The sequence below is a fragment of the Halorarum sp. SLYT50 genome, from assembly GCF_059821265.1.
The window spans coordinates 1958256-1981936 of sequence record NZ_CM187555.1 but is presented as its reverse complement, the minus strand read 5'-3'; the positions used below and the strand labels follow the sequence as shown (position 1 = coordinate 1981936).

Genomic DNA, 23681 nt, shown 5'->3' with positions numbered 1-23681 from the left:
GCGAGTCGGGCGCGACAGTTAGCTCTTGCCCGTCGCGAAGTCGGCCAGGCTCGACTGGAGGCCGGCCGCCATCGTCGACTTCGAGCGGAGTCGGGACAGCGAGACGGGCAGGTGTTCTGCCACCTCGCGGACGGCCGCCCCGAGCGTCTCCGCCTCGCCGTGTTCCCCCTCGAACGCGTTGCGGACCGCTTCGCGCACCTGCCAGACGCCGACCGGACCCCAGTAGTCGTCCGAGACGTGCCGGAGGACGAGCACCTTCGCCTGCCGCCCCCGCTCAGAGAGGTGTTCGAGTGCGCCGAGGCGGGCGGCGTAGTACGCGCCCGCCGTCTCGTCGACGTACCGCGTGCGGCCCTCGCGGTTCTCGTGGGCGCTCGACATGGCGACGCCTGTCTGGGGGTCGGGGTTCCAGATGCTCCCGGGGGCTTTCATCTCGACGAGTTCGTACTCCCAGTCGCCTGGCGCGAGCACGACCCAGAACGCGTTGCCGAGGTACTCGTTGCGCCACACCTCCACCGCGTCGACGCTCGGCGCGTCCCGAACGGTCCCCCGGAGGTACTGGCCGACGGTGTCGTCGACGGCGGTGATGGACCACCGCGTCGGCACCAGCCGCCGGGCCTCCTCGCGCCCGAGCGCGCCCGCCGAGAGGATGGAGTTGATGTCGTACACGTCGAAGTCGCGCCGGTAGAGGTACGTCATCGCTCCCTGCGCGTTCCAGTCGTCGTCCTCGAGCGTCTTCTTGACCGGCCGGGGGACGTGGGGGTTCTCCGCGAGTTCGGCCGACCGGGCGCGGGCGCGAGGACCGGTCGGCGTGGCGATGTCGTCGTCGGTCACGTCGAAGTCGAGGTCCGGCCCCCCGTTCAGCCCGATCTCCACGTCGACGGGTCGGTCGGCGATGGCGACCTCCCGCTGGGTGCCGAGGAACCCGTCCCACGCGTCCGCCACGTTCCCCACGTCTGCCGTCCGGTTGGAGTTCAGCAGCGACGTGCGCCGCTCGAACACGTCCGAGATGGAGACCCGCTCGTCGTACCAGCCGGCGCTGGTCTCGAAGCGCGCCGCGTCGGCCTCGTGGCCCACTGGCGAGAGGATGCCCGTCGACACCTCGGGGTAGTTCGACCGGCCGACGAAGATGGACGGGGAGACGGACCCGAATAGGGCGTCGCCGCTGGTCGCCTCCTCGAAGCGGTGCTGGAACGACTCCAGGTGGTCGATGAGTTCGTAGGACTTCTCCTCGGCGAGGCGGCGGCGCTCGGCCCGCTCGTTGGCCTCGAACTCCACGAACTCGTCCAGCCTCATGCGGTCGAGGCTAGCGGGGCCAGCGGTATGAACGTTCCCCGCGCGAGCGCCACGGTTCCGCCGGGAGACGGCGTCGAGCGGCGAGTGGCGGCGGATTCGACCGCCGCGCACGCTCGAACGGAACCCTTTCGCCGCCCGCCCCCGGACGACGCCCCATGCCGGTCATCGAGTGCGACCCGGCGGCCGCCCGCGAGCGACTGGAGGCGGGCGGGGTCGCCGTCACGGCGGGGAACACCGACCACGAGCGGTGGCGCGCCGAGGGCGACGGCGCGGTCGCCGTCGCGTACGACGACAAGGTCGTGGTGCAGGGGGGGGACCCGACGCGTCTGACCGGACTGCTCCGCGAGGGGGGCGGGCGGGGACACGTCTACTTCGACGGGGCCTCCAGGGGGAATCCGGGTCCGGCGGCCGTCGGGTGGGCCATCGTCACGAGCGACGGCGTCGTCGCGGACGGGAGCGAGACGGTCGGACGCGCGACCAACAACGAGGCCGAGTACGCCGCGCTGGTGCGGGCGCTGGAGGCGGCCCGCGACTACGGCCTCTCGGAGGTGGACGTGCGCGGCGACTCCCAACTCGTCGTGAAGCAGGTCCGCGGGGAGTGGCAGGTGAACGAGCCGCGACTGCGCGAGCGCCGGGTGAGAGCGCGCGAACTGCTGGAGGGGTTCGACCGCTGGAGCATCGAGCACGTCCCGAGAGAGATAAACGAGCGCGCCGACCAACTGGCGAACGAGGCACTCGATGACGCCTGACGACCGCACCGACGCGACGGAGCCGACGGGAGGACGACCGGCGGACGAGGACGGGGACGAGACCGAGGCGAGCGACGACGGGGGACGGGAACCGGACCCCGAACTCCCCGAACGGGTCGTCGAAGCGGCCGAGCGACTCACGCACCTGGCCCGCACGGCCGTCGACGACGAGGAGGCGGCGGCCTACCGGACGGACCGGAACGACCGCCTCGCTGACCACGGGTTCGCCGCGCGCGTCCGCGACGCCGACGACACGCTCGTACTGTACCCCGAGGAGTGGTTGGTCGACGGGACGGCGCGCGTCGACCGCATCGAGGACACCTCGCGCGCGGTCGAGCGCGCGCTCTCCGGTGCTGGGGACCCCGACGACTGGGCGGCCGTGGAAGAACACAACGCTGCGCTCGTGGCGGAGGTGGCGGGCGAACACGGAGCCGTCCACGAGGCGAACGCACGCGCGTTCGCCGACTTCATGGGGAACCACTACGCGCGCCGCGTCGACGACGCGACGGCGGACGAACTCTCCGAGTTCCTGACCGAGTACTACCCGCGCAACGCGTGGCCCTCCGCGGAACAGCGCGAAGTCGTCGAGGACTCGCTCCGTCGCCTCTTCGGCTGCGCCGACGCTCGGTACCCGCTGTAGCCGCCGAAAAATCCGACCGACCAGTCGACTCGACTACGCCTCGATGAGCGCCCGAACGTCGTCGGCCCGGTCGTCGTCCGTGACGTACTTCGAGAGCATCCAGTCGATGCGGTCGAGGACCGTCTGGCGGCCCTCCTCGGTCAGCGCGTACTGGTTCGTCCGCTTGTCCAGTTCGCTCTTCTCGACCAGGTCGAGTTCGACGAGGTCGTCGAGGTTGGGGTAGAGCCGGCCGTGGTTGACCTCGGCGTCGTAGTAGCTCTCCAGTTCGCGCTTGATGGCGAGCCCGTACATCGGTTCCTCGGCCAGGATGACCAGGATGTTCTGTTGGAACGCTGTCAGGTCGCGCGCCGCACCCGCACCATCCGTTTTACTTTGTGCCTCTGACATGGTATGTATAGGAGGATGTCATCCGTCTATTTAACCCTTGTTAACGGAATCGACCGTTTCGGTCGGTAAAAGGTAGAGAAACGGCTGTTTAGGGGCCCCAGTTAACAGTTCCTGGTTACGGTACGGACGAACGTGGGTGTCCTTGGTTACCACACGGGTGCCCCCCGGATAAGTCCTGTCCCAGCACCCCGACCGGCGCATGTCGAAAGGACTTTGCCCGAATTCGAGGTATCCACGGGCGCATGACGAATCTCTGGGAAGACCTCGAGACCGGGCCGAACGCTCCCGACGAGATATACGCGGTCGTCGAGTGTCTGAAGGGCGAGCGCAACAAGTACGAGTACGACAAGGACATCCCCGGCGTCGTCCTCGACCGCGTCCTGCACTCGAACGTCCACTACCCCTCCGACTACGGGTTCATGCCGCGGACCTACTACGACGACGAGGACCCGTTCGACGTACTCGTCCTCGTGAAAGACCAGACGTTCCCGGGGTGCGTCATCGAGGCTCGCCCGGTCGCGCTCATGAAGATGGACGACGACGGCGAACAGGACGACAAGGTCGTCGCCGTCCCGACCGAGGACCCCCGGTACGACCACGTCCACGACGCCGGCGACCTCACCGACCAGAAGAAAGCCGAGATCGAGGAGTTCTTCGAGACGTACAAGAACCTCGAGGAGGGCAAGCAGGTCGAGACCCTGGGCTGGGAGAACGCGGCGGCCGCCAAGGACGCCATCGAACACGCGCAGGACCTCTACGAGGAGCAGTTCGCGTAGACGGCGCCGTTCCCCGCGACCGGGGTCTCGCGCTGGGGTCGCATTATCGCCGAGTATATCGCCGCCTCGTCGCATGAGTTATGCGTATGGGTAATTATTAGGGGGACGAGCGGGTACGTTCGGACGAGCATGGCAGCGAAACGCCCCTCTCTCGGCGTGCGTCACCTCACGGTCGTCCCGACCAACTTCGACCCGCCGGCGGTCGACGACGACAGCGGCGACGCGGACTCCTGACCCGGACGGCGCGTCGGCGACCACAGCACCCGTGGGGCGAAGCCCTATAACCGCCCCGCGGTTAGGAGACGTGTAATGGCGAAGTGCGACGAGTGCGGCGAGTACGAGAACATGCCGTACCAGTGTCGCCGCTGCGGGCGGACGTTCTGTGCGGACCACCGGCTCCCCGAGAACCACGACTGTCCGGGCCTCGGCGAGTGGAACGACCCCGGCGGTGTCTTCGACTCCGGCTTCGACGACTCGGTGCGGACCGGCGGGTCGGGGGGGAGCGGCGGTGGGGTCACCTCCCGGGTGAAGTCGCGCATCGACCGCGAGACGGGGACCGGCGGGTTCCTCGGGTTCTTCCGCGGGAACATGACGTACGTCTTCCTCGGACTGATGTGGCTGACGTTCGGCGCGGAGTTCCTCGTGCTCAGCACGTCCGGGTACGCCGCGTTCGCGGACCTGTTCGTGCTCCGGGCGAGCGAACTGGACAACGTCTGGACCGTCGTGACCTCCATCTTCGCGCACTCGCCGACCGGGCTGTTCCACATCGCGGGGAACTCCATCGCACTGTACTTCTTCGGGCCGCTTGTCGAACGGTATCTGGGGTCGAAGCGATTCACCGTCATGTTCCTCGTGACGGGCGCGGTGGCGGGGCTCTCGCAGATCGGCGTCGGGATGCTGCTCGGCGCGCCGCCCGAGGGCGGCGTGCTCGGCGCGTCGGGCGCCATCATGGCCATCCTCGGGTTCCTCTCGGTCGTGAACCCGAACCTCAGGATCATGCTGCTGATTCCGCCGATTCCGCTGAAGATACGGACCCTGACGCTCCTGTACGCCGCCGCGTCGCTGTTCGGCGTCGTCTCCGCCGGCAGCCTCCTCGGCGGGAACATCGCGCACGCCGCGCACCTCTCGGGGCTCGTCCTCGGCGTCCTGTACGCAGGCGTGGCGAACGGCAAGCGGAACGTCCCGAACCAGATCGGCAGCGGCGGCGGCGGGATGGGTCCCGGCCGCGGCCGGTTCTGACCCGATGCCCGTCCCCGCCCGCCCCGAGTTCGTCCCGGACCCCGCGCTCGACCGCGGGGAGATGGAGGCGCTCCAGCGCGACATCGCGGCCGCCGCGGCGTTCGAGGACGACCTGCCGTTCGACCTCGCGGCGGTGACGCTCGCGGACGACCCGCCCGCGGACGCACCGCTCGTCGCCGGCGTCGACCAGGCGTTCCTCGACGAGGCGGCGGTGTCGGCCGTCGTCGTCGCGCGCGGCGGCACGGTCGTCGAACGGGCGTACGCCGTGTCGCCGCTGTCGATACCGTACGTGCCCGGCCTGCTCTCGTTCCGCGAGGGTGGCCCCATACTCGACGCGCTGGCGGCGCTGGACTGCGACCCGGACCTCTACGTCTTCGACGGGAGCGGTCGTATCCACTTCCGGCAGGCCGGCCTCGCCACCCACATGGGGGTGACGCTCGACGCCCCCGCCGTCGGCGTCGCCAAGAGCCTGCTGTGCGGGACGCCGCGCGAGGACGTGGACGGGCGGCCCGCGGGCTGGCGAACCCCCGTCGAAGCCGACGGCCGGGTCGAAGCCCGTCGCGGGCCCGGCGGGGACACGGAGTCGGTCGACGGTGCGGTCATCGGGTACGCCTACCAGTCCCGCCAGTACGATTCGCGGGCGGTAATCAACCCGCTGTACGTCAGCCCGGGCCACCGCGTGGGCGCGGGGACGGCCGTCTCGCTCGTCGCGGCGCTGTGTGACGGGTACAAACTCCCCGAGCCGACTCGGCTGGCGGACGCGTACGCCGACGAGGCGAAGGCGACCGTCCGCGAGTCGGCCGGGGTGGACGAATCGGACGGCTGACGACCGCCGTCGTCGCCGCTCGTTCCGTGACGCGGGAGTTAACACCCATGCGCTTGAGGGGCGAGTATGGAACGGACGGTCCTCATCACGGGCTGCTCGTCGGGCATCGGTCGCGCGACCGCGGCGGCGTTTCTCGACGAGGAGTGGACGGTGTACGCGACGGCCCGCAACCCGGCGGACATCGAGACGCTGGGCGACCGCGAGGGCTGTCGAATCGCGACGCTCGACGTGACCGACGGCGACGACGTGGAGCGGGTGGTCGACCGAATCCTCGACGAGGAGGGACGCATCGACTGCCTCGTGAACAACGCGGGGTACAGCCAGCGCGGTCCCGTCGAGGACGTGCCGACCGACGCGGTCCGCGACCAGTTCGAGACCAACGTGTACGGTCCCCACCGGCTCACGCGGGCGGTGCTGCCGGCGATGCGTCGGCGCGAGGACGGCGCCATCGTGAACGTCTCCAGCGCCGTCGGTCGGGTCGCCACGCCCGGCGCGGGCGTCTACTCCGGGTCGAAACACGCGCTCGAGGCCATGACCGACGCGCTCCGCAACGAGGTGCGCGAGTACGGCATCACGGTGTCGCTCGTCGAACCCGGACCGGTCGACACGGCGTTCGGCGAGCGCGCGAACGCCGAACTCGACGAACTCGACCGCTCGGGCGCGTACGACAGGTACTACGACCTGTACGACGACTACGACTCGCTCGGGGCGGGCGCACCCGGAACGGTGCCGCCCGAACGCGTCGCGGGCGACATCGTGAACGCCGCGAGCGCGACCAAGCCCGCCGCCCGCTACCCGGTCGGCGTCGTGGCGAAGGGGGCGGAACTCGTCCGGCACCTCCCCGCCTCGCTCTCGGACAAGGTGTGGGGACTGGTGCGGACGGTCGTCTGAACCGGCCGTGAACGACGCGACGTCGGACCGCGTCGAGACGATGCACCGGAACCTCGACGCGACGGCCGAACTCCCGGTGACGCGCGAGGCGAGCGCGTACCTCGGCGAGGCGGCGGCAGTCGCGCGCGACCTGTACGAACGGGAGGCGTCGGACGCCGTGGTCGGAGAGCGTGCGGGCCACGTCGTGCGTCTGCTCGACGCAGTCGACGGGACGGGCAACGAGGAGGCCGACGACCGTGTGGCTGCGGCGCGGGCTGCCGCGGCGGCACTCGCGGGCGACTGGAACGGAACAGCGTCGAGCGGTTGCGACGGGGCGGGTGACGGCTGAGCGGCGGCCGGTATCGGAACCCGATTACGCGAGGCAGGCGGCGACGACGCGCAGCGCGTCCACGCCGCGAACTTCGTCGGCGAGCAGGGGGACGCGCTTCACCTCGCGGCCGCGGAACAGGTCGGTCGCACGTGCGAGAGCGTCCTGCTGGACCTTCCAGCGGCGCTGGCAGAACGCGCAGTCGTCGAGGTTCGGCCGCACCACCCAGTCGTCGTCGACGGCCGACCCGGCCACCTCCCGGGGGTCCTCCATCACGCGGTTCACCACGAGCGTCCCGACCGGAATCTCGAACTCGTCGAGTCGCTCGACCAGTCGTTCGGACTCGACGACGCTCATCTCCTCTGGCACCATCACCACACGGAAGTCCGTCCGGTCGGGGTCCCGGAGCGTCGCGCGGAGCCGCTCGATGCGGTCTTTCAGTTCCTCCAGGTCCGCCCCCTCCTCCCCCTCGCCCATCCCGAACAGCCCCTTGAACCCGTCCATCATCCCGGAGAAGCGCTGGCGCATCGTCATCAGGCGGCCGACCATCGAGTCCAGGAGTTCGGGAAGCTGGAGCAGGCGGAGCGTGTGACCGGTGGGCGCGGTGTCGACGACGACCCGGTCGAACCGGGGGTCGTCGAGGTGTTCGAGCAGTTGGCGCATCGCGGCCGCCTCGTCCGCGCCGGGCATCGTCCCCCCGAGCATCGCGCCCATCGGCGAGTCCTCCACCGCCTCCCCCATCCCGCCGAGGCCGCCGAGCGGGTCCCCGTTCGCATCCGCGCCCGCGCCGCCCCCGTCGGGCCCGCTCTCGGCCCCACTGCCGCCGAGCATCCCCTCGGCCATCGCGTCGTCCGGGTCGATTTCGGCGGCGTACAGCGGCACGTCCTCGCGGACACGCGAGGGGTGCGCGGGCACGTCGGTCCCCAGCGTGTCGGACAGCGAGTGGGCCGGGTCCGTCGAGACGACGAGCGTCGCCGTCCCCCCGGCCGCGCTGGCGAGCGCCGTCGCCGCCGCACAGGTCGTCTTGCCCACGCCGCCCTTCCCCCCGTAGAGGACGTACTCGGGCGCGCCGGCCGCCGCCTCGGGCGTCACGCCGACGCTCGCGTCGGCCCGGTCCGGCGTGGTCTCGGCGGGGTCGGGCGGCGCGTCGCCGTCGTCGATGTCGTCGACCGCCTCGACGTCGATGTCGGTCATGGCTCCGCGTGGGAGACGCGCGCTTGTCTATCCGTTGGTCCGCTCGTCACGCGAAGTAGTCCGTCAGCCGCGCCGCCGCCTCCTCCACCCGGGGGGTGACCAGCGCGAACCGGAGCCAGTCGTCGCGCGCCGACCCGAACGTCTCGCCGGGCATCCCCGCGACGCCCGCCTCGTCGACGAGGCGCTCTGCGTTCGCCATCGTCCCGGGGAAGCCGTCGAAGCGCGCGAGGACGTAGAACGCCCCGTCGGGGCGGGAGTACTCCGCGCCTGCGGCGTCGAGCGCGTCGGTGAACGTCTCCACCCGCCCGCGCAACAGTGCGCGGGCGTCGGCGTAGTAGTCCGCGTCCGTCTCCCGGAGCGCGTTGAGCACCGCGTACTGGGAGGGCCGCGAGGTGGCGACGTTCACGAGCATGTGGCGCGTCTTCGCCGCGCCGACGAGCGACTCGGGGAAGACGGCGTACCCCACGCGGAACCCGGTGATGGCCATCGACTTCGAGTAGCCCGTCGTGACGACGACGCGGTCGGAGTCGAGCGTCAGCGCCGACTCGAACTCCCCCGAGAAGTCGAAGTGGTCGTACACCTCGTCGGCGACGAGCGTGGCGTCCACGTCGGCAGCGAGGTCCGCGAGCGCCCGCATCGTCTCCCGGTCGTACACCGCCCCGGTGGGGTTGTTCGGCGTGTTCACCACGACGAGCGCCGTCTCGTCGCTCGCCGTCGCGCGGAACCGGTCGGGGTCGAGCGAGCCGTCCCGCTCGGCCGGGACGTACGTCGCGTCCCCGCCGAGCATGCTCGTCTTGCCCGGGTAGTACGGGTAGACGGGGTCGGTGAGGAGCACCTCGCTCCCGGCGTTCCGGTCGAGCGCCTCGGCCATCGCGAGGTAGTTCGCCTCGCCCGTTCCGTTGGTGACGACGACCCGGTCGGGGTCGACCCCGCGCCGGGACGCTATCTCCTCGCGCAGGTCGAGCAGCCCCTCGCTCGGCGGGTACTGGAACGCCGCCGGGTCGGCGTCGGCGTACTCGCGGAGTCCCTCGCGGAGCGCGGTCGGCGGCTCCCAGTCGGGGTTGCCCGACACCATGTCCACCACGTCCCGGTCCGCGCGCGCGGCGTACTGCATCACGTAGAAGAACTGCGGGCGCTCGTACTCCATGTTCCCCCTCCCGGGCGCTGGCACGTGGGTGTTTCGTCGCCTCACCGCGACCCACTGGGAACGAGTGGCACGGCATCGGAACGGCTATTCCGGTGGGGCGATACCCCCTACCAGCACCTCCATGACCCCGTTCGTCCGTTTTTGAGACCCCGTCGGTTCCGGCGAGCCCCGGCGACGGCGGAGCGCCGCCGTCCAGTCACCGTCCGCCGCGACGGCGGACGCAACCTCCACGGCGACTACCCACTCCATGACATCCCACGCGGACGACGACGCGTTCGAAGACCAGCGCGCGAACGTCGACCGGCCGATGCGCCGGCTGTTCGGCGAGTACGGACGCGACCGTTCGCGCTCCCGCTCGTTCCCGACGCCTGGGTGCCGAGCGATCGGACGGCGCAGTTCTGGTTCGCGGTCGGCGTCGTCGCCGCCTCGTTCGTCGGCGAGTCGGTCTTCTCGCTGACGAAGGGGTGGGGGCTCAACGAGTTCGCCCAGTCGGTCCAGCACGACGTCCGGACGGACACGTACTGCGCGATGCAGCGGCTCGACCTGGCCTTCTTCGCGGACAAGCAGACGGGCGAGCTGATGAGCATCCTGAACAACGACGTGAACCGCCTCGAACAGTTCCTCAACGGCGGCCTCCAGACGGCGACGATGATCGGCGTCACCGCCGTCGGCGTGGTGGGCGTGCTCGTCTACCTCCAGGCGCAGTTGGCCGTCGTGACGCTGGTCGTCGTCCCCGTGGTCGCCCTCTTCACCCACAAGTTCGTCCAGTACATCCAGCCGATGTACGCCGACGTCCGCTCGACCGTCGGCCGGCTCAACTCCCGGCTGGAGAACAACCTCGGCGGCATCGAGGTCATCAAGGCGAGCAACACGGAGTCGTACGAACTCGACCGGGTCGAGTCCACCTCGAAGGAGTACTACGACACCAACTGGCGCGCCATCCGGACCCGCATCACGTTCTTCCCGGGGCTCCGCCTGGTGGCCGGCGTCGGCTTCCTCCTCACGTTCGTCGTCGGCGGCATCTGGGTGTTCGACGGCCCGCCGCTGTTCTTCAGCGGCGAGTTGAGCGCGGGCGCGTTCGTCACCTTCATCTACCTCTCCCAGCGGTTCATCTGGCCGCTCGCGCAGTTCGGACAGCTCGTCAACATGTACCAGGAGGCGGTGGCGTCCGCCGAACGGGTGTTCGGCCTCATCGACGAACCGGGAGCGCTCCCGGAGGACCCCGACGCGCCCGACCTGACGGTGTCGAGTGGCGACGTGGCGTACGACCGCGTGAGCTTCGGCTACGACGGCGACGACCGGGTGATAGAGGACGTGAGCTTCGACGTCGCCGGCGGGGAGACGCTCGCGCTGGTCGGCCCGACCGGCGCGGGCAAGTCGACCGTGCTCAAACTCCTGTTGCGCCTCTACGACCCCGACGAGGGGACGGTCCGTATCGACGGGCAGGACGTCCGGGAGGTGAGCGTCGGGAGCCTCCGGCAACGCGTCGGCTACGTGAGCCAGGAGACGTTCCTCTTCGCCGGCACCGTCGCCGAGAACGTCCGGTACGGTTCGTTCGACGCCCCGCGCGAGGCCGTCGTCGAGGCGGCGAAGGCGGCGCAGGCTCACGAGTTCATCACCGACCTCCCCGAGGGGTACGACACCGAGGTTGGCGAGCGCGGGGTCAAACTCTCCGGGGGGCAGCGCCAGCGGGTCGGCATCGCGCGGGTCATCCTGCAGGACCCCGACGTACTCGTCCTCGACGAGGCGACGTCCGACGTGGACACCGAGACGGAGGTCAGGATTCAAGAGAGCATCGCCGAGGTGACCCGCCACCGGACGACGCTCGCCATCGCTCACCGGCTCTCGACGGTGAAGGACGCCGACACCATCCTCGTCCTGGAGGGCGGCGAGGTCATCGAACGGGGCACACACGAGTCGCTCCTCGACCGGGGGGGCCTCTACGCCGACCTGTGGGGCGTGCAGGCCGGCCAGCGGGACACCGTGTCGAGCCTGTAGCGGGCCGGGTCGCCCGACCTGTCCGGCGGCGGCGCGCACCTGCACCTTCTTGCGCGGGGCCGCCGTACCGCCGGCCATGCGCGAGTTCGCGGACGACCCGCCGGTCGAAGAGCGCGTCGGCGACGCCCTCCGGGCGGCCGGCGACACGGTGGCGTCGGCCGAGTCGTGTACCGGCGGCCTCGTCGGCTCGTTCCTGACCGACGTCCCTGGGTCGAGCGACTACTTCGACCGCTCCGTCGTGACCTACTCGTACGACGCGAAACTGACCGAACTCGCCGTCTCGCGCGAGTCGCTCGACGCCGAGGGGGCGGTGTCGGAACCCGTCGCCCGGCAGATGGCCGCGGGCGTCCGCGACACCGCGGGGACGACGTGGGGCGTGGCGACCACCGGCATCGCCGGACCCGGCGGCGGAACCGACGAGAAGCCGGTCGGGACGGTGTACGTCGGCGTCGCCTACCGCGGCGCGTGGGGGAGCGGGGAGAGCCGGACCGACGTGTCGCGATACGAGTTCGACGGGAACCGAACTCAGGTAAAAGAGCGAATCGCTCGGCAGGCACTCACAGACCTGCTTGACGCGGTCGAGTCGCGGTAAGTAGACCGAAACCGTTTGGAACCCGGAGGGCTCACGACCACGCGATGAACAAACGGGGGCACGTCCTGAACGCGGTCCTGCTGGCGGTCGGGCTGGGGTACATCCTGGAGCCGAGCGGCGACGTGGAGACGTTCGTCGAGATCGCCCGCCTCTCGGTGCCCATCGTGCTCGGGGCGCTGTTCCCGGACGTCGACACCGCGTTCGGCCGCCACCGCAAGACCCTGCACAACCTGCTCGTGCTCGGCGTGTTCCTGGCGTACCCGGTGTACTTCGACAACCTCCAGTTCGTCTGGGTCGGCGTCGCCACCCACTACGTCCTCGACCTGCTGGGGAGCAAGCGGGGCATCGCGCTGTTCTACCCGTGGGACCGGGAGTTCGACCTCCCGGTGGGCGTCGCCACGAGCAGCAAGTGGGCCGAGGTGGTGACCGTCGCCGTCACGCTGTTCGAGTTGGCCGTCCTCGCGGCGCTCCACGTCTACCTCGTCGACCTGAACACGGGCGCGGTCCGGACGGCGACGCTCGCGGGCGTGGTCTGACGCGCCGGAGCGGAACGGCGGCGCGGCGCTCGCGGGCGGGTCGTTTCGGAGGGACCGAGCGTTCTGGAGGGTTCGAACGCCCGAGGATTCGGTGGTTCGGGGTCAGTAGACCGCCACGTCGTCGAACCGGCCGTCGTAGGCGATGTGGCGGGGGTGGGTCGGCTCCATCCCCGAGAGGAACAGGCGGTCGAGCTTCCCGTACGTGTTCTCGTAACCGAGGTACGCGAACTCCACCAGACGGCGAACCCGCGTCGCCGGGTCCCGCCGGGCGACGACGGAGCGCTCGACGCGCGACCGGAGCGCGTCGACGAGCGCCCCCTCAGTCGGGTCGAGGCCGGGGAACTCGGTCCACGCCGCGCCGACGGTTCCGAGCAGGTGCGCGTACGAGGAGCCGAACTCCGGGAGGTCGAACGCCGCCGCGATGCGCGCCCCGCGGTCGTTCTGTCGGTCGAACAGCTTCGCGTTGTGCGTCTCGACCGCGTGGAGTCGGTCGCGGTACGCGCCCACCTCCCCGCGGGTGAGGCTCACGTTCAGGTACTCGGGGTGGGGGACGAGGACGGCCGCCTCCTGCCGTTCGAACTCCGCGAGCGCGCCCTCGAAGGAGATGAAGTCGGGCACCGGGTCGTCGAGACCCAGCGCGAGGAGGTGGCGGCGGTTGTTCCAGTCGCCGGTGAACACCTCCCGCGCCGGGACGACCGTGAGGTCGTCCGTCGAGAACCGTTCGGCGCGCTCGCGGATGACGGGCAGCCGCGTGAAGTGCGGCGCGTACACCAGCACGTCGATGCCCGCCGCTCGCGCCCGCTCGACGACGCGTTCGTCGAGTGTCTTCACGTGCAGGTCCACGCGCGTCCGACCGTCGCTCACGTCCGACCCGAGTGAGGGAGAACTGTTAGGGATTGCGTTTCCGGGAAACGCGAGCGCGACCGACCCGGGAAACCCTTTTGCGAGCGTCACCCGTCTGCGAGAGCATGTCCCCGTGGGCCTGCGGTATCGCCGGTTGTGGCGCCGTGTTCGACTCGGTCGAGGACGCGGTGGTCCACCAGACCCGTGAGCACGAACGACACGAGTGTCGGGTGTGCGGGACGGTCGTCCCCGAGGGGTACTTCGCCATCCGGCACGCGTTCGAGCAACACACCCGCGCGGAGTTCGTCCGCGCGTACGCCGCCGACGCGGACGCCATCCGCGAGCGCGAGCGGGTGAAGGCGGCTATCGAGGCCGAGATGGACCTCGAGTCCGTGGTGGCGCGAATCGACGGGAGCCCGTAGCGGACGCTCGGGCCGGTCGAACGCGCCGGTCGCGTACCGCGAGGGACTACCGCTCCTCCGAGTCGAGCACGCGAATCTGGTCGCCGCGTACCGTCACCGGAATCGGGACCGTCGCCTCGTACAGTTCGACGGTGACCTGGTCTTTCCCCTCGTCGATGCGCTGGACCTGCGCCTTCTCGCCCTTGAACGGGCCGGCGATGAGTTCGACGATGTCCCCCTCGGCGATACCCTCCACGTCGGGCGTCGGCGAGAGGAAGTGCTCGACTTCGGTCATCGACGAGCGGCCGGCCTCCCCGTCGGGCCCCTCGACGAGTCCGCGGGCGTGGGGCACCTCGTCGAGCGTGCGGCGGATGGCGGCGTCGTCGTCCGCCTCGACCATCACGTAGCTCGTGAGCTGGTCGGGCGCGAGCACGGCGTGGATGGAGGGTTCCTCCTTGCTCGCGATCATGTCGGCGACGGTCCGCTCCTGGCTGGCCGTCGTCTTCACCGAGTAGATGGGCATCTACACGCCCCCCGTCAGCACCGTCATGACGGCGAAGATGACGAACCCGAGGAACCCCACGAGGAAGATGCCGACGCCGGCGATCTTGGAGATCTGCGAGAACTCCCCCCACGAGGGCGTGCTCGCCAGCTTGAGCACCCGTACGTAGCTGTTCAGGTCGTACTTGACGTCCATATTGCCGGAGAGTACTTCGTCGCTCCTTCTATATCTGTTGCATCGTTGCACCGCTCGGGAACGGGACCGCGAGGACGCCGGACGTAACGGGCAGACGGCGCGAGGACGGAGAGAGCGAGCGGAGCCGAGGGTGACGGCCGACGACTCAGTTGACGTAGTCGATGTCCTCGAGGTTCTCCTCCGCCTGCTGCTGTGCGGCCTCGTTGCGGCCGTAAATCTGCGGGGAGTCGACGCCCGTGACGACGATCATCGTCCGCATCTGTCCCTCGAGGTCCTCGTCGATGGAGGTCCCCCAGATGATGCGCGCGTCGGGGTCGATGCGGTCGTATATCTCCTCGACGACCCCCTCCGCCTCCTCGATGCTCATGTCGGACCCGCCGGTGACGTTGACGAGCGCGGAGTTCGCGCCGGAGATGTCCACGTCGAGTAGCGGCGAGCGGAGCGCCGACTGCACCGACTCCTGCGCCTTGGTGTCGGACTCGGACTCGCCCAGACCGATCATGGCGACGCCGCCCTTCTCCATCACCGTTCGGACGTCGGCGAAGTCGAGGTTGACGAGACCGGGCTTGGTGATGAGTTCGGTGATGCCCTTCACCGAGCGCATCAACACCTCGTCGGATATCTTGAACGCCTGCTTGACGGGGAGTTTGCCGACCGCGTCGAGGAGGCGGTCGTTGGGGACGACGATGACCGTGTCGGCCACGTCGCGGAGGCGTTCGAGGCCGGCCTCGGCGTTCGTTCGGCGGACCTCCCCCTCGGCCGTGAACGGGGTGGTGACGATGGCGATGGTGAGCGCGCCGATGTCGCGGGCGGCCTTCGCGACGACCGGCGCGGACCCGGTGCCGGTGCCGCCGCCGAGACCGGCGGTGACGAACACCATGTCGGACCCGGAGATTGACTCGCTGATCTCCTCCTGGGACTCGATTGCCGCCTCCTCACCCACCTGCGGGAGCGACCCGGCGCCGCGGCCCTTCGTCTTCTCCTGGCCCATCAGGATCTTCGTGTCCGCCTCGATGTTGACGAGGTGCTGGACGTCGGTGTTGGCCGCGACCAGCGCCGCGCCGTGGATGCCCTCCTCGGACATCCGGTTGACCGTGTTGCCGCCGGCGCCGCCGCAGCCGACGACGGTGATGTTGGTCTGGAGGTCGTCGAGGACGTCCCGCAGTTGTTCGTCGGTCATCTTGCCCGAGTCGGCGGGCGCGGACCCGGTTCCCCCTCCGGCCGACTGCGAGTTGCCGACGTTGGCCGACGCCCCGTTCGCGTTCTGCGGCTCGCCCTCCCCCTCGGCCTCCTCGATTGCGTCCTCGACGATGGAGTCCATATGTATGGGCGCGTTTAGCGAACGGGACGTTATTATTGTTCCCCATTCGTCTTGCGCGCGTCAGACGCCGCGCCGTCTCCGACTCGCGCGCTCAGACGGGGAACGTCACTTCGCGCTCGCGCCGCACGTCCGCCGGCGTCACCGTCTCGCCGTCCACCTCGACGGCCTCCCCGCTCGCCAGCGCGCCGAACGCCGGCCCCTCGGAGACACCCAGCGCGGCCGCCGCCTCGGGGTCGAACGCGGCGGTCCGCGCGACCACGGCGGCCGGCCAGCGCTCGACGCGGTCGTACTTCTCGCGGAGCAGGTCCGCGAGTGCGTCCACGAGCGTATCGCGCGCGTCGGCGTCCGGGACCGCCGCGCGCCCGGCCGCGCGGGTGCCGCTCTCGCGCGTCTCGAACGCGACGGTCCGCTCCGCGACCGCCGCACGCGCCCGCTCGGCGTCGATTCCGTGCGCCTCCGCGAGCAGGTCCGCCGGCAGGTCGACGACGACGTACTCGGGCGCGCGCGCCGCGCCGAACCGGAGTCCCTCCCCGACCGGACGGAGGTCCGATTCGAGCGCCGCCACCGCGTCGAGCGAGCGGTCGTCCACCTCGCGGACCCACGTCTCGCTCACGACCCGGTAGCCGCGCTCGGAGACGGCGCGTTCGAGCGCCGGTCGGTCCCCCTCCACCAGCGCGAACCGGGCGTCGCTCGCGTCGAACGCCGCCGTCAGCGTGTCCGCGTGTTCCCCCGGGTGGCCGAGTTCGTCCAACTGCCAGTCCGACGCGACGTGCCCGACGCCCCACGCCGTCTCGCGGAGGACGCGCTCGAACCGCGGGGCGTAGTGGCCCCCGCCGAACCCGACGAGGTGGCGCGGGTCGTCGGGGTCCTCCACCGCGACCGTCGCCCCCCGCTCCGGGAGTTCGAGGACGGCGCGGGCCACCGCCTCGGCCCCCGCGGGGTCGTCCCACTCCGCGTCGTCGCTCCCGAGTTCCGCGAACAGCGAGGGGACGGCCACGTCCGTCGGTCCGTGGTGGGTGCACTCGACCGCGACGTCGTAGCCGTCGGGCGCGTGGTCGTCGAACCCCGCGACGAGCGCGCGCTGGACGCCCGGACAGGCGGGCGCGAACGCGCGGGCGTCGCCGCCGTACTCCGCGTCGCCGAAGTTGCCCGTGAAGTGGCAGGTGAGCAGCGGCCCGGTGTCGCCCGAGTGGCGCGAGACGAACACGAGCGAGTCGGGACGCGCGGAGAACGCGGGCGTCGGGTCGTCGAGGCGGATGTGGAGGTCGGCGAACGTCCGGAGTTCGACCGCCTCGTCCGCGACGGTCGTCCGGTGGTACGTTCCGCCACCGTCCTCGTTGGGACGGCGTTCGTCCTCGCGGGCGGTCCAGTCGGCGAGCGCGAGCATCCGCTCGCCGATGTGTTCGGACGCCCGGTCGGCGCGGGAGACGACGACGGCTAGCACTGGCCGGACGAACGCGTCGCCGCGTGGAAAAAGAGTCGATTCCGGGCGAGGGAGTCGGCGTCGGCGCGTCGGTCAGTCGGCCGACTGGCTCGTCGCTCCGCCCCACGCGTCGCGGACGGTGTCGGCGGTAATCCGGGTCACTCGCTTCAGGTCGTCGCGACGGAAGTACAGCAGGCCGGCGGTGAGAAGCACGTAGACGACCGAGTACGCGTGCAGCATGACGATGGAGTACGCCTCGGCGGTCGCCTCCGGGTACATCTCGATGAGGGCGAACTCGATGACCACCTGCGAGACGAACAGCACGAGCAGCGCGACCGCCTCCCGACCGGATATCTTGAAGTTGATGAGGATGGCCAGCGCGAAGAAGCTCTGGGCGGCGGTGAGCCAGATCTCGGCCGCCTGCTTCGTGTCGAACGGGAGCGTCCCGTACCGGCCGAGCGAGATGCTGTACACGACGACGAGCGTCCCGATGAGCAGCGTCCACTGGTTCAGCTTCGAGGAGATGAGCGCGTTGAACGCGGCGGTCGAGCGCGCCTTGTTCACCAGGTACGCGGTGACGATGAGTTCGGGGCTCTCGCTGGCGAGCGGCGCGAACCACTGCACCATGAAGAACTCGGGGATGCCGTACTGGAGTCCGATGCTCTCCAGCCCGTGTGCGAACGGTTCGACCGCGGTGAAGATGAGGAAGCCCGAGTAGGCGAACAGGAGGAGGACCATCGGGATACGGACGTTCCGCGGGCGGGCCTGGAGGTACGCCGGGACGCCGACCTGCTCTTCGACCTCCTCGACGTCGCCGCGGACGATGATGGCGATGTAGGCGACGTACAGACCGACGAGGACGATGGTGTCGACGAAGCCGATGCCGCCGCTAAGCGGGACGAAGAACGCGTACACCGTCGCGGCGAACAGGAAGAGAATCTCCAGCGCGATACTCCGGTCGAGTTGGACGTAGTTCGAGAGCGCCCCGCTCCGTTCGACGACGTTGGTGTCCCTGGTCCCCTTCTGCGACTGGTACAGCGAGAACAGCGCGATGCCCGACCAGCCGAGGCCGATGAGGATGCGGTTCGCGCCCGTCATGTTCGCGACGGCGAGGTTCGCCCTGCTCGGGTCGTTGGCCGCCTGCCACGCGTACAGCGCGTCGACGGCGTACTCGGGCGCGACGGCCAGCACCGCGAGCACCGCGATGGCGAACGCGCGGGGGACGTCCTTCTCGGCCGTCTCCGCGCCCCAGGCGAGCAGGAACGACGCCGCGAGCACCGCGAGGCCGCTCACGGCGACGCGGGGCATCGTCGCGAGACTCTCGGCCGACCCGGTCGCCCAGACGGACACCCACGGCAGGCTCAACAGCGTCCCTCCGAACAGCGCCGTGAGCGGGTGGCGGAGGCGTGAACTCATTACGCGAGCAGTGCGCCCGCGGGGGTCTTACACCTGTCCCTTCGGGTCGAACGTGGCTCCGCGTCGGGTTCGGGCACGCAGACAGCAGCGAGTCGCCAGTCCCGGCCCACCAGGAGTGCGAACTCGCCCGACCGAGAGGGTCGACGGCCGCGGAACGCGAGGCGGACGCCGAGTCCCGCGGACGCGAGCGGCTCCGGTCGCCGTCACGGGGTTTATGCGGGGAGTCGCCCACTCGGAGGCATGGACGTGTACGGCCTCATCGGGAACCCGGTGGGACACTCGCTGTCGCCGCCGATGCACGAGGCGGCCTACGAGGAACTCGGGCTGGACGCGCGGTACGTCACCTTCGAACCCACGGACGGAGCCGCCGCGGTGGAGGGCGCGGCCGCGCTCGGCGTCGCCGGGTTGAACGTGACGGTGCCGTTCAAGGAGGCGGTACTCGACGCCGTCGACCCGGACGACGTCGCCGCGCGCGTCGGCGCGGTCAACACGGTCGACTTCTCGACCGACCCACCGACGGGGACGAACACCGACGTGGCGGGCGTGCGACGGGCGCTCGCGCACCACGGCGTCGGACTCGACGGCGCGCGCGCCGTCGTCGTCGGCGCCGGCGGGGCGGCCCGGGCGGCGGCGTTCGCGCTCTCGGACGGCGCCGCCGCGCTCCACGTCGCCAACCGCACGGAGAGGCGGGCGACGGCACTCGCGGCAGACGTCCGCGAGTCGCTCGGCGGCGAGGGCGAGGCGGGGGAGGCGGAGGACGGACCGTCGGACGTCACCGCCGGCGGACTCGGGAGCCTCGCGGACCACGTCCCGGGAGCGGACGTGCTCGTCAACGCGACGAGCGTCGGGATGGAGACGGACGAGACCCCCGTCCCCGCAGCGCTGTTACACGCGGACCTCGCGGTGCTCGACGCGGTGTACGCGCCGCTCGACACTCGGCTGTTGCGCGAGGCGCGCGCGGCCGGCGCGACGACCGTCGACGGCGGGTGGATGCTGCTGTATCAGGGCGCCGAGGCGTTCGAGCGGTGGACCGGGCAGGACGCCCCGCGAGAGGCGATGAATCGGGCGCTTCGGGCGGAATTAGGTTAACCGAACGTGACACTTGCGCTGGTTTTTTAAATACCGGCTTCGTTTTCTCGAGGGAGAATGGAGTTATTGGGGAAGATAAAGCGCCTGCTGGGCATCGGACGCGCGTCCGAGGAGAGCCGTGCGCCGGCGGAGACGTCGGTGACGGTCGAGCGGGAGCGCGACCCGGAACCCGACGCGGAGAGCGAGGCCGCCGTGAAAGGCGAGACCGAGGAGGTCGACGCCGCCCCCGGGGGCGAATCCACCCCGTCGACCGAGGGAACCGAGGCGGAGGCTGAGGAACCGGTGTCGGCCGACACCGACGCCTCGGGGTCGACCGAGTCCATCGTCGACGAGGACGAGGCCAGCGAACGGCCCACCGACGCCGCCGAACCCGCCGAGGCCGCCGGACCGGGAGCCGACGACGTCAGCACCGACGTCGACGAGGTGGACGTCGACACGAGCGGCGAGGACGAACCCGTCTCCGACCGCGACGAGGAGGAGGAACCGGTGTCGGCCGACACCGACGCCTCGGGGTCGACCGAGTCCATCGTCGACGAGGACGAGGCCAGCGAACGGCCCACCGACGCCGCCGAACCCGCCGAGGCCGCCGGACCGGGAACCGACGAGGTCGACACGGACGAGGAGGTCGGGACGGCCGACGAGGACACGGACGGCGTGGCGTCGTCCAGCGGGAGCGTCTCGGTGGACGAACTCAAGGGAATCGGCCCGGCGTACGCCGAGCGACTGTCCGAGATGGGCATCGACACCGTCGCCGACCTCGCGGACGCCGACGCCGCCGAGGTCGCCGAGGGAATCGACGTCTCGGAGAAGCGAGTGGCGCGCTGGATCGACCGCGCGAACGAGTACGACGAGTGACCGGCTGGTAACCGGACGCGTCGCTCCCCGCGGGAGGCTGGTTTCTCACGCCGTCGAGCACCGCCACCGGCCCGACCGGACGCGTCGATCGACGGACCCGCTCGGCCCGGCGTCGCGAGCGGAACGGCTTTTCGCCCGCCGGTCGGAGCGGTAGCATGGAGACGGGCTCGGATTCGGACTCGGGCGACACGGACGGCGCCTCGCTCCGCTACCACGTCGACGGCGCCCTCGTCCCGGCCGCCGAGGCGTCGGTGTCGGTCCGCGACCGGGGGTTCCGGTACGGCGACGCCGCGGTCGAACTCGTCCGGGCGTACGGCGGGACGCTCTTCCGGTGGGACGCGCACGTCGAGCGACTGTTCGAGACCTGCGAGACGCTGGGGATGCCGGCCGGCGAGGTGGGGCTCTCGGCGCTCGACCTCCGGGCGCGGGTGCGCGACACGCTCGCCGCGAACGGCCTCGCGGACGCCCGAGTCCGACTGTCCGTCACGCGCGGCGAGAGCGAGGGGGTCGCGCCGCCGCCCGCGTCCGAGGTCGACCCGACGGTCGTCGTCACCGTGGCACCGCTCCCCCGCGGCGGGAGCGGGAGCGACCCCGTCTGGGACGGACCGGCGACGCTCCAGACCGTCAAGACGCGCCGCGTCCCCGACCGGTCGGTGCCCGGCGACGCGAAGACCCACAGCTACCTCGACGCCGTGCTCGCCCGGGTGGAGACGCGCGTGACGGGCGCGGACGAGGCGGTCCTGCTCGACGCGGAGGGAGGCGTGACCGGCTGTGCGGCCGCGAACCTGTTCTTCGTCGCGGACGACGCGGTCCGGACGCCGGCGCTCGACGGCCCGGTGTTCCCCGGCGCGACCCGTGCGACCGTCCTCGAAATCGCCCGTAGCGAGGGGCTTCCGGTCGAGACGGGGCGCTACGCGCCCGGAGACGTGCGCGCCGCCGACGAGGCGTTCGTGACCTCGACCGTCGAGGAGGTGCGGCCGGTCGGGACGTACGACGGCGTCGACGTCGGCGGCGGACCGGTGACGACGCTCCTCTCGCGGCTGTACGACGAGCGGGTGGAACGGGTGTGTTATCCGACGGACGGCGGCCTCGACGGGACGGCCGACGGCGCTCCCGACGACGCGAACCAGTAGGCGTACACCGCTGGCCGCCGGAGGGGAACTGAACCATGGACGAGGACGCGCGCGTCGCGGCAGTCGAGGCGGTCCCCGACGACTCCACGCTGCTGTTCACCGTCCGCGACGAGTCGGGAGCGCTGGGCGAGGCGTTCCTGACGCGACTCGACGACGGGACGGTCGCGGCGTTCCGGAACTACTGTCAACACTGGACGGACGTCCGCCTCGACAAGGGGAGCGGCGCGCTGGTTCGCAACGGCGAGGTGGTGTGTCAGAGACACGGCGCGACGTTCCAACTCGACTCCGGGCTCTGTGACTTCGGCCCCTGCGAGGGGTCGGTGCTGGAGGACGTCGCCGTGGAGACCGTCGACGGGGCGGTGTATCTCACGGACGACGACTACGCGTTCGAACACGCGGGCGAGAGCGGGGCGGACGAGCCCGGAGGGGGGAGCCGTATCGACTTCACGGGGTCGTAGCCGACACCCGAGCGAGACGCGGGTCGTGCCCGTCAGCGCCTCCCCAGCGCCAGAACGACCGCGCCGAACGCGAGCGCGCACACCCCCGCCGCGAGCAGAGGGGCCCGGTACCCGCTCAGGGTGCCGAGGGTCGCGAAGAGGACCGGACCGGCCGCCCGACCGAGGAACGTCGCGCTCCCGCGGAGGCTCAACGCGCCGGCGCGAAACCGCGTCGGGACGATGTCGCTGACGCCGGCGTCTATCGACGGGAGCGTCAGCCCCCAGCCCGCGCCGAACCCGAGCGTCGCGACGGCGATGAGGAGCGGGGTGTCCGCGAGCCACGCGCCCACGAGTCCGACGGCGATGGCCCCGAACCCGACCGCGATGATGGTGTAATCCGAGCGGTACCGGGCGAGACGCGCGTTCTGCGTGGCGGCGACGATCGACCCCACCTCCCCGGTCGTCACCACGAGGCCGACGAGGACGGGCGGCAGGCCGTACGTCGCCGTCAGCAGGAAGGGGGAGCGCGGTGAACACCGCTCCGAACAGCAGGAGGTCGACGACGAACGCCGAGCCGTACAGCATCGTCGCTTCCCGAGCGGAGAGCGCGGACACCACCCGCCTGAGGTACGTGAGACTCCCGGTCTCGCGCTCCCCGAGGGGTTCCTCGAGGACGCGGAACGCGAACAGCGCGACCGGCACACCGAGGAGGTAGGTGGCGAACGGCGCGTTCCACGACAGGGCGACGAGCGCGCCCCCGGCGAGCGGGTAGACGGCCGCCCCGGCCGAGAGCGCCGCCGTGTTGACCCCGAGGACCGCGTTTCGCTGGACGTCCTCGAAGACGTCGCCGATGAGCGTTATCGTGGTGACGCCGATACCGGCCAGCGCCGCCCCCTGCACGAACCTGAGCGCGAGGACGAGCGAGAACGGCGGGCGGAGCGCGATGGCGCTTCCCGCGAGGCTCCAGACGAGGAGGCTGGAGACGAGCACCCGTCGCCGGCCCACGCGGTCTGCGAGGAGCCCCACGGCGGGCGAGAGGAAGACGCCCGGTACCAGCACCGCCGAGAGGAGGAGGCTCGCCTCCGCGTCGGTGAGTCCGAACGCGTTCCGGAAGACCGGGAGCCCGGGACTGATGAACGCCACGCTAAACGGCGCCAGTACCGTGCTCAGGAGGACGACCTGGAGGGTCCGGGAGCGCCACGGAATCGAGCGGTCTTCGGACGCGTCGTCTGTCGTCATCGGGGCACCTGCCGAGCGAACGAGCCGGGTCGGTCGTCCCCGGCGCACCGTCGGGAACGCCGCTCGCGCACCTGTTCGTGAGAGAACGTGTTAAACGCACCTCCGGGACTCGACGACTCGGGCGCTCCGAGAGAACATAGCGGGAGGTAGATTTGAACTACCGATCTCCGGGTTATGAGCCCGGCGGAATCTCCTGGCTATCCCATCCCGCTATCGAAACGAAGACCGCCGCGGCACGTAAGGGTTGTGTTT

The 23681-nt window shown here is 70.7% G+C and carries 25 protein-coding genes, 1 tRNA gene and 2 pseudogenes; 15 read left to right on the top strand and 13 right to left on the bottom strand.

Annotated features, from left to right (window positions below):
* Positions 1 to 18: 18 nt before the first annotated feature.
* A complete protein-coding gene (gene nreA / locus AC6RUA_RS10405) occupies positions 19 to 1293 on the bottom strand; it encodes a DNA repair protein NreA (protein WP_499812946.1) in 1275 nt (424 codons plus the stop codon).
* Between the two features lie 155 nt (positions 1294 to 1448).
* Here nreA and rnhA point away from each other — a divergent pair, with 155 nt between their 5' ends.
* Positions 1449 to 2042 (top strand): ribonuclease HI, encoded by a 594-nt coding sequence (gene rnhA / locus AC6RUA_RS10400; RefSeq protein ID WP_499812945.1) that lies wholly within the window; start codon positions 1449 to 1451, stop codon positions 2040 to 2042.
* Complete coding sequence (locus tag AC6RUA_RS10395; protein ID WP_499812944.1) at positions 2032 to 2682, top strand: DUF7108 family protein; 651 nt, start codon at positions 2032 to 2034, stop codon at positions 2680 to 2682. Before rnhA ends, AC6RUA_RS10395 begins: the two co-directional genes overlap by 11 nt.
* Before the next feature lie 33 nt (positions 2683 to 2715).
* On the opposite strand, the gene AC6RUA_RS10390 is transcribed toward AC6RUA_RS10395, so the two are convergent.
* Positions 2716 to 3069 carry a PadR family transcriptional regulator gene (locus tag AC6RUA_RS10390; protein WP_499812943.1) on the bottom strand — a complete coding sequence of 118 codons (354 nt, stop codon included), beginning with the start codon at positions 3067 to 3069 and terminating at the stop codon, positions 2716 to 2718.
* Between the two features lie 242 nt (positions 3070 to 3311).
* Between AC6RUA_RS10390 and AC6RUA_RS10385 the strand changes: the two genes are divergently transcribed.
* The 5 genes from AC6RUA_RS10385 (at position 3312) to AC6RUA_RS10365 (ending at position 7129) form a co-directional block, all read left to right on the top strand.
* Positions 3312 to 3845: an inorganic diphosphatase gene (locus AC6RUA_RS10385; protein WP_499812942.1), complete on the top strand. Its 534-nt coding sequence runs from the start codon at positions 3312 to 3314 to the stop codon at positions 3843 to 3845.
* A 309-nt stretch (positions 3846 to 4154) separates the two neighbouring features.
* Positions 4155 to 5084, top strand: a complete 930-nt coding sequence (locus AC6RUA_RS10380) for a rhomboid family intramembrane serine protease (protein ID WP_499812941.1) — start codon at positions 4155 to 4157, stop codon at positions 5082 to 5084.
* A gap of 4 nt (positions 5085 to 5088) precedes the next feature.
* Positions 5089 to 5910 carry an endonuclease V gene (locus tag AC6RUA_RS10375; RefSeq protein WP_499812940.1) on the top strand — a complete coding sequence of 274 codons (822 nt, stop codon included), beginning with the start codon at positions 5089 to 5091 and terminating at the stop codon, positions 5908 to 5910.
* 66 nt (positions 5911 to 5976) lie between these two features.
* Entirely contained in the window at positions 5977 to 6801 is an 825-nt protein-coding gene (locus AC6RUA_RS10370; protein WP_499812939.1) for an SDR family oxidoreductase, read from the top strand.
* Positions 6802 to 6808: 7 nt separating this feature from the next.
* Positions 6809 to 7129, top strand: coding sequence for a DUF8152 family protein (locus AC6RUA_RS10365; protein WP_499812938.1), 321 nt, complete (start codon positions 6809 to 6811; stop codon positions 7127 to 7129).
* 24 nt (positions 7130 to 7153) lie between these two features.
* Here the strand turns inward: AC6RUA_RS10365 and AC6RUA_RS10360 are convergent, their stop codons facing one another.
* The gene (locus tag AC6RUA_RS10360; RefSeq protein ID WP_499812937.1) at positions 7154 to 8302 is read right to left on the bottom strand and encodes an ArsA family ATPase; all 1149 of its coding nucleotides are present in this window, start codon (positions 8300 to 8302) and stop codon (positions 7154 to 7156) included.
* Positions 8303 to 8348: 46 nt separating this feature from the next.
* The gene (locus AC6RUA_RS10355; RefSeq protein ID WP_499812936.1) at positions 8349 to 9449 is read right to left on the bottom strand and encodes a pyridoxal phosphate-dependent aminotransferase; all 1101 of its coding nucleotides are present in this window, start codon (positions 9447 to 9449) and stop codon (positions 8349 to 8351) included.
* Between the two features lie 247 nt (positions 9450 to 9696).
* Between AC6RUA_RS10355 and AC6RUA_RS10350 the strand changes: the two are divergent.
* The 3 genes and pseudogenes from AC6RUA_RS10350 (at position 9697) to AC6RUA_RS10340 (ending at position 12575) form a co-directional block, all read left to right on the top strand.
* Positions 9697 to 11447 (top strand): annotated as a pseudogene (locus tag AC6RUA_RS10350) (ABC transporter ATP-binding protein).
* Positions 11448 to 11523: 76 nt separating this feature from the next.
* Positions 11524 to 12039: a CinA family protein gene (locus AC6RUA_RS10345; protein WP_499812935.1), complete on the top strand. Its 516-nt coding sequence runs from the start codon at positions 11524 to 11526 to the stop codon at positions 12037 to 12039.
* Positions 12040 to 12083: 44 nt separating this feature from the next.
* Positions 12084 to 12575: a metal-dependent hydrolase gene (locus tag AC6RUA_RS10340; protein ID WP_499812934.1), complete on the top strand. Its 492-nt coding sequence runs from the start codon at positions 12084 to 12086 to the stop codon at positions 12573 to 12575.
* Between the two features lie 102 nt (positions 12576 to 12677).
* On the opposite strand, the gene AC6RUA_RS10335 is transcribed toward AC6RUA_RS10340, so the two are convergent.
* A complete protein-coding gene (locus AC6RUA_RS10335) occupies positions 12678 to 13439 on the bottom strand; it encodes a PHP-associated domain-containing protein (protein ID WP_499812933.1) in 762 nt (253 codons plus the stop codon).
* Positions 13440 to 13543: 104 nt separating this feature from the next.
* Here AC6RUA_RS10335 and AC6RUA_RS10330 point away from each other — a divergent pair, with 104 nt between their 5' ends.
* Positions 13544 to 13840 (top strand): DUF7565 family protein, encoded by a 297-nt coding sequence (locus AC6RUA_RS10330; protein WP_499812932.1) that lies wholly within the window; start codon positions 13544 to 13546, stop codon positions 13838 to 13840.
* 46 nt (positions 13841 to 13886) lie between these two features.
* Here the strand turns inward: AC6RUA_RS10330 and AC6RUA_RS10325 are convergent, their stop codons facing one another.
* From AC6RUA_RS10325 to AC6RUA_RS10305, 5 genes are all read right to left on the bottom strand, one after another.
* Positions 13887 to 14342, bottom strand: coding sequence for a transcription elongation factor Spt5 (locus AC6RUA_RS10325; protein WP_499812931.1), 456 nt, complete (start codon positions 14340 to 14342; stop codon positions 13887 to 13889).
* Complete coding sequence (locus tag AC6RUA_RS10320; RefSeq protein ID WP_499812930.1) at positions 14343 to 14516, bottom strand: protein translocase SEC61 complex subunit gamma; 174 nt, start codon at positions 14514 to 14516, stop codon at positions 14343 to 14345. It abuts the gene before it with no gap.
* A gap of 145 nt (positions 14517 to 14661) precedes the next feature.
* Positions 14662 to 15837: a cell division protein FtsZ gene (ftsZ, locus tag AC6RUA_RS10315; protein WP_499812929.1), complete on the bottom strand. Its 1176-nt coding sequence runs from the start codon at positions 15835 to 15837 to the stop codon at positions 14662 to 14664.
* Between the two features lie 91 nt (positions 15838 to 15928).
* Positions 15929 to 17281, bottom strand: a complete 1353-nt coding sequence (locus AC6RUA_RS10310; protein WP_499812928.1) for a D-aminoacyl-tRNA deacylase — start codon at positions 17279 to 17281, stop codon at positions 15929 to 15931.
* Between the two features lie 72 nt (positions 17282 to 17353).
* The gene (locus AC6RUA_RS10305) at positions 17354 to 18676 is read right to left on the bottom strand and encodes a calcium:cation antiporter family protein (RefSeq protein ID WP_499812927.1); all 1323 of its coding nucleotides are present in this window, start codon (positions 18674 to 18676) and stop codon (positions 17354 to 17356) included.
* Between the two features lie 240 nt (positions 18677 to 18916).
* On the opposite strand from AC6RUA_RS10305, the gene AC6RUA_RS10300 reads away from it, so the two are divergent.
* The 4 genes from AC6RUA_RS10300 to AC6RUA_RS10285 all read left to right on the top strand — a co-directional run bounded on the left by AC6RUA_RS10300 (position 18917) and on the right by AC6RUA_RS10285 (position 22211).
* Complete coding sequence (locus AC6RUA_RS10300; RefSeq protein ID WP_499812926.1) at positions 18917 to 19765, top strand: shikimate dehydrogenase; 849 nt, start codon at positions 18917 to 18919, stop codon at positions 19763 to 19765.
* A 57-nt stretch (positions 19766 to 19822) separates the two neighbouring features.
* Entirely contained in the window at positions 19823 to 20620 is a 798-nt protein-coding gene (locus AC6RUA_RS10295) for a helix-hairpin-helix domain-containing protein (protein WP_499812925.1), read from the top strand.
* A 155-nt stretch (positions 20621 to 20775) separates the two neighbouring features.
* Positions 20776 to 21753: an aminotransferase class IV gene (locus AC6RUA_RS10290; RefSeq protein WP_499812924.1), complete on the top strand. Its 978-nt coding sequence runs from the start codon at positions 20776 to 20778 to the stop codon at positions 21751 to 21753.
* A 35-nt stretch (positions 21754 to 21788) separates the two neighbouring features.
* Positions 21789 to 22211, top strand: coding sequence for a Rieske (2Fe-2S) protein (locus AC6RUA_RS10285; protein WP_499812923.1), 423 nt, complete (start codon positions 21789 to 21791; stop codon positions 22209 to 22211).
* Positions 22212 to 22243: 32 nt separating this feature from the next.
* Here the strand turns inward: AC6RUA_RS10285 and AC6RUA_RS10280 are convergent, their stop codons facing one another.
* The 3 genes and pseudogenes from AC6RUA_RS10280 to AC6RUA_RS10270 form a co-directional block, all read right to left on the bottom strand.
* Positions 22244 to 22657: an MFS transporter gene (locus AC6RUA_RS10280; RefSeq protein ID WP_499812922.1), complete on the bottom strand. Its 414-nt coding sequence runs from the start codon at positions 22655 to 22657 to the stop codon at positions 22244 to 22246.
* A 115-nt stretch (positions 22658 to 22772) separates the two neighbouring features.
* Positions 22773 to 23429, bottom strand: a pseudogene (locus AC6RUA_RS10275) (MFS transporter); the annotation flags it as partial.
* A gap of 137 nt (positions 23430 to 23566) precedes the next feature.
* Positions 23567 to 23641: transfer RNA gene (locus AC6RUA_RS10270), tRNA-Met, on the bottom strand.
* Positions 23642 to 23681: the final 40 nt, after the last annotated feature.

Coding starts and splice junctions, on each gene's coding strand:
- nreA (WP_499812946.1), bottom strand. CDS start 1,293: ATGAGGCTGGACGAGTTCGTGGAGTTCGAGGCCAACGAGCGGGCCGAG.
- rnhA (WP_499812945.1), top strand. CDS start 1,449: ATGCCGGTCATCGAGTGCGACCCGGCGGCCGCCCGCGAGCGACTGGAG.
- AC6RUA_RS10395 (WP_499812944.1), top strand. CDS start 2,032: ATGACGCCTGACGACCGCACCGACGCGACGGAGCCGACGGGAGGACGA.
- AC6RUA_RS10390 (WP_499812943.1), bottom strand. CDS start 3,069: ATGTCAGAGGCACAAAGTAAAACGGATGGTGCGGGTGCGGCGCGCGAC.
- AC6RUA_RS10385 (WP_499812942.1), top strand. CDS start 3,312: ATGACGAATCTCTGGGAAGACCTCGAGACCGGGCCGAACGCTCCCGAC.
- AC6RUA_RS10380 (WP_499812941.1), top strand. CDS start 4,155: ATGGCGAAGTGCGACGAGTGCGGCGAGTACGAGAACATGCCGTACCAG.
- AC6RUA_RS10375 (WP_499812940.1), top strand. CDS start 5,089: ATGCCCGTCCCCGCCCGCCCCGAGTTCGTCCCGGACCCCGCGCTCGAC.
- AC6RUA_RS10370 (WP_499812939.1), top strand. CDS start 5,977: ATGGAACGGACGGTCCTCATCACGGGCTGCTCGTCGGGCATCGGTCGC.
- AC6RUA_RS10360 (WP_499812937.1), bottom strand. CDS start 8,302: ATGACCGACATCGACGTCGAGGCGGTCGACGACATCGACGACGGCGAC.
- AC6RUA_RS10355 (WP_499812936.1), bottom strand. CDS start 9,449: ATGGAGTACGAGCGCCCGCAGTTCTTCTACGTGATGCAGTACGCCGCG.
- AC6RUA_RS10345 (WP_499812935.1), top strand. CDS start 11,524: ATGCGCGAGTTCGCGGACGACCCGCCGGTCGAAGAGCGCGTCGGCGAC.
- AC6RUA_RS10340 (WP_499812934.1), top strand. CDS start 12,084: ATGAACAAACGGGGGCACGTCCTGAACGCGGTCCTGCTGGCGGTCGGG.
- AC6RUA_RS10330 (WP_499812932.1), top strand. CDS start 13,544: ATGTCCCCGTGGGCCTGCGGTATCGCCGGTTGTGGCGCCGTGTTCGAC.
- AC6RUA_RS10325 (WP_499812931.1), bottom strand. CDS start 14,342: ATGCCCATCTACTCGGTGAAGACGACGGCCAGCCAGGAGCGGACCGTC.
- AC6RUA_RS10320 (WP_499812930.1), bottom strand. CDS start 14,516: ATGGACGTCAAGTACGACCTGAACAGCTACGTACGGGTGCTCAAGCTG.
- ftsZ (WP_499812929.1), bottom strand. CDS start 15,837: ATGGACTCCATCGTCGAGGACGCAATCGAGGAGGCCGAGGGGGAGGGC.
- AC6RUA_RS10305 (WP_499812927.1), bottom strand. CDS start 18,676: ATGAGTTCACGCCTCCGCCACCCGCTCACGGCGCTGTTCGGAGGGACG.
- AC6RUA_RS10300 (WP_499812926.1), top strand. CDS start 18,917: ATGGACGTGTACGGCCTCATCGGGAACCCGGTGGGACACTCGCTGTCG.
- AC6RUA_RS10295 (WP_499812925.1), top strand. CDS start 19,823: ATGGAGTTATTGGGGAAGATAAAGCGCCTGCTGGGCATCGGACGCGCG.
- AC6RUA_RS10290 (WP_499812924.1), top strand. CDS start 20,776: ATGGAGACGGGCTCGGATTCGGACTCGGGCGACACGGACGGCGCCTCG.
- AC6RUA_RS10285 (WP_499812923.1), top strand. CDS start 21,789: ATGGACGAGGACGCGCGCGTCGCGGCAGTCGAGGCGGTCCCCGACGAC.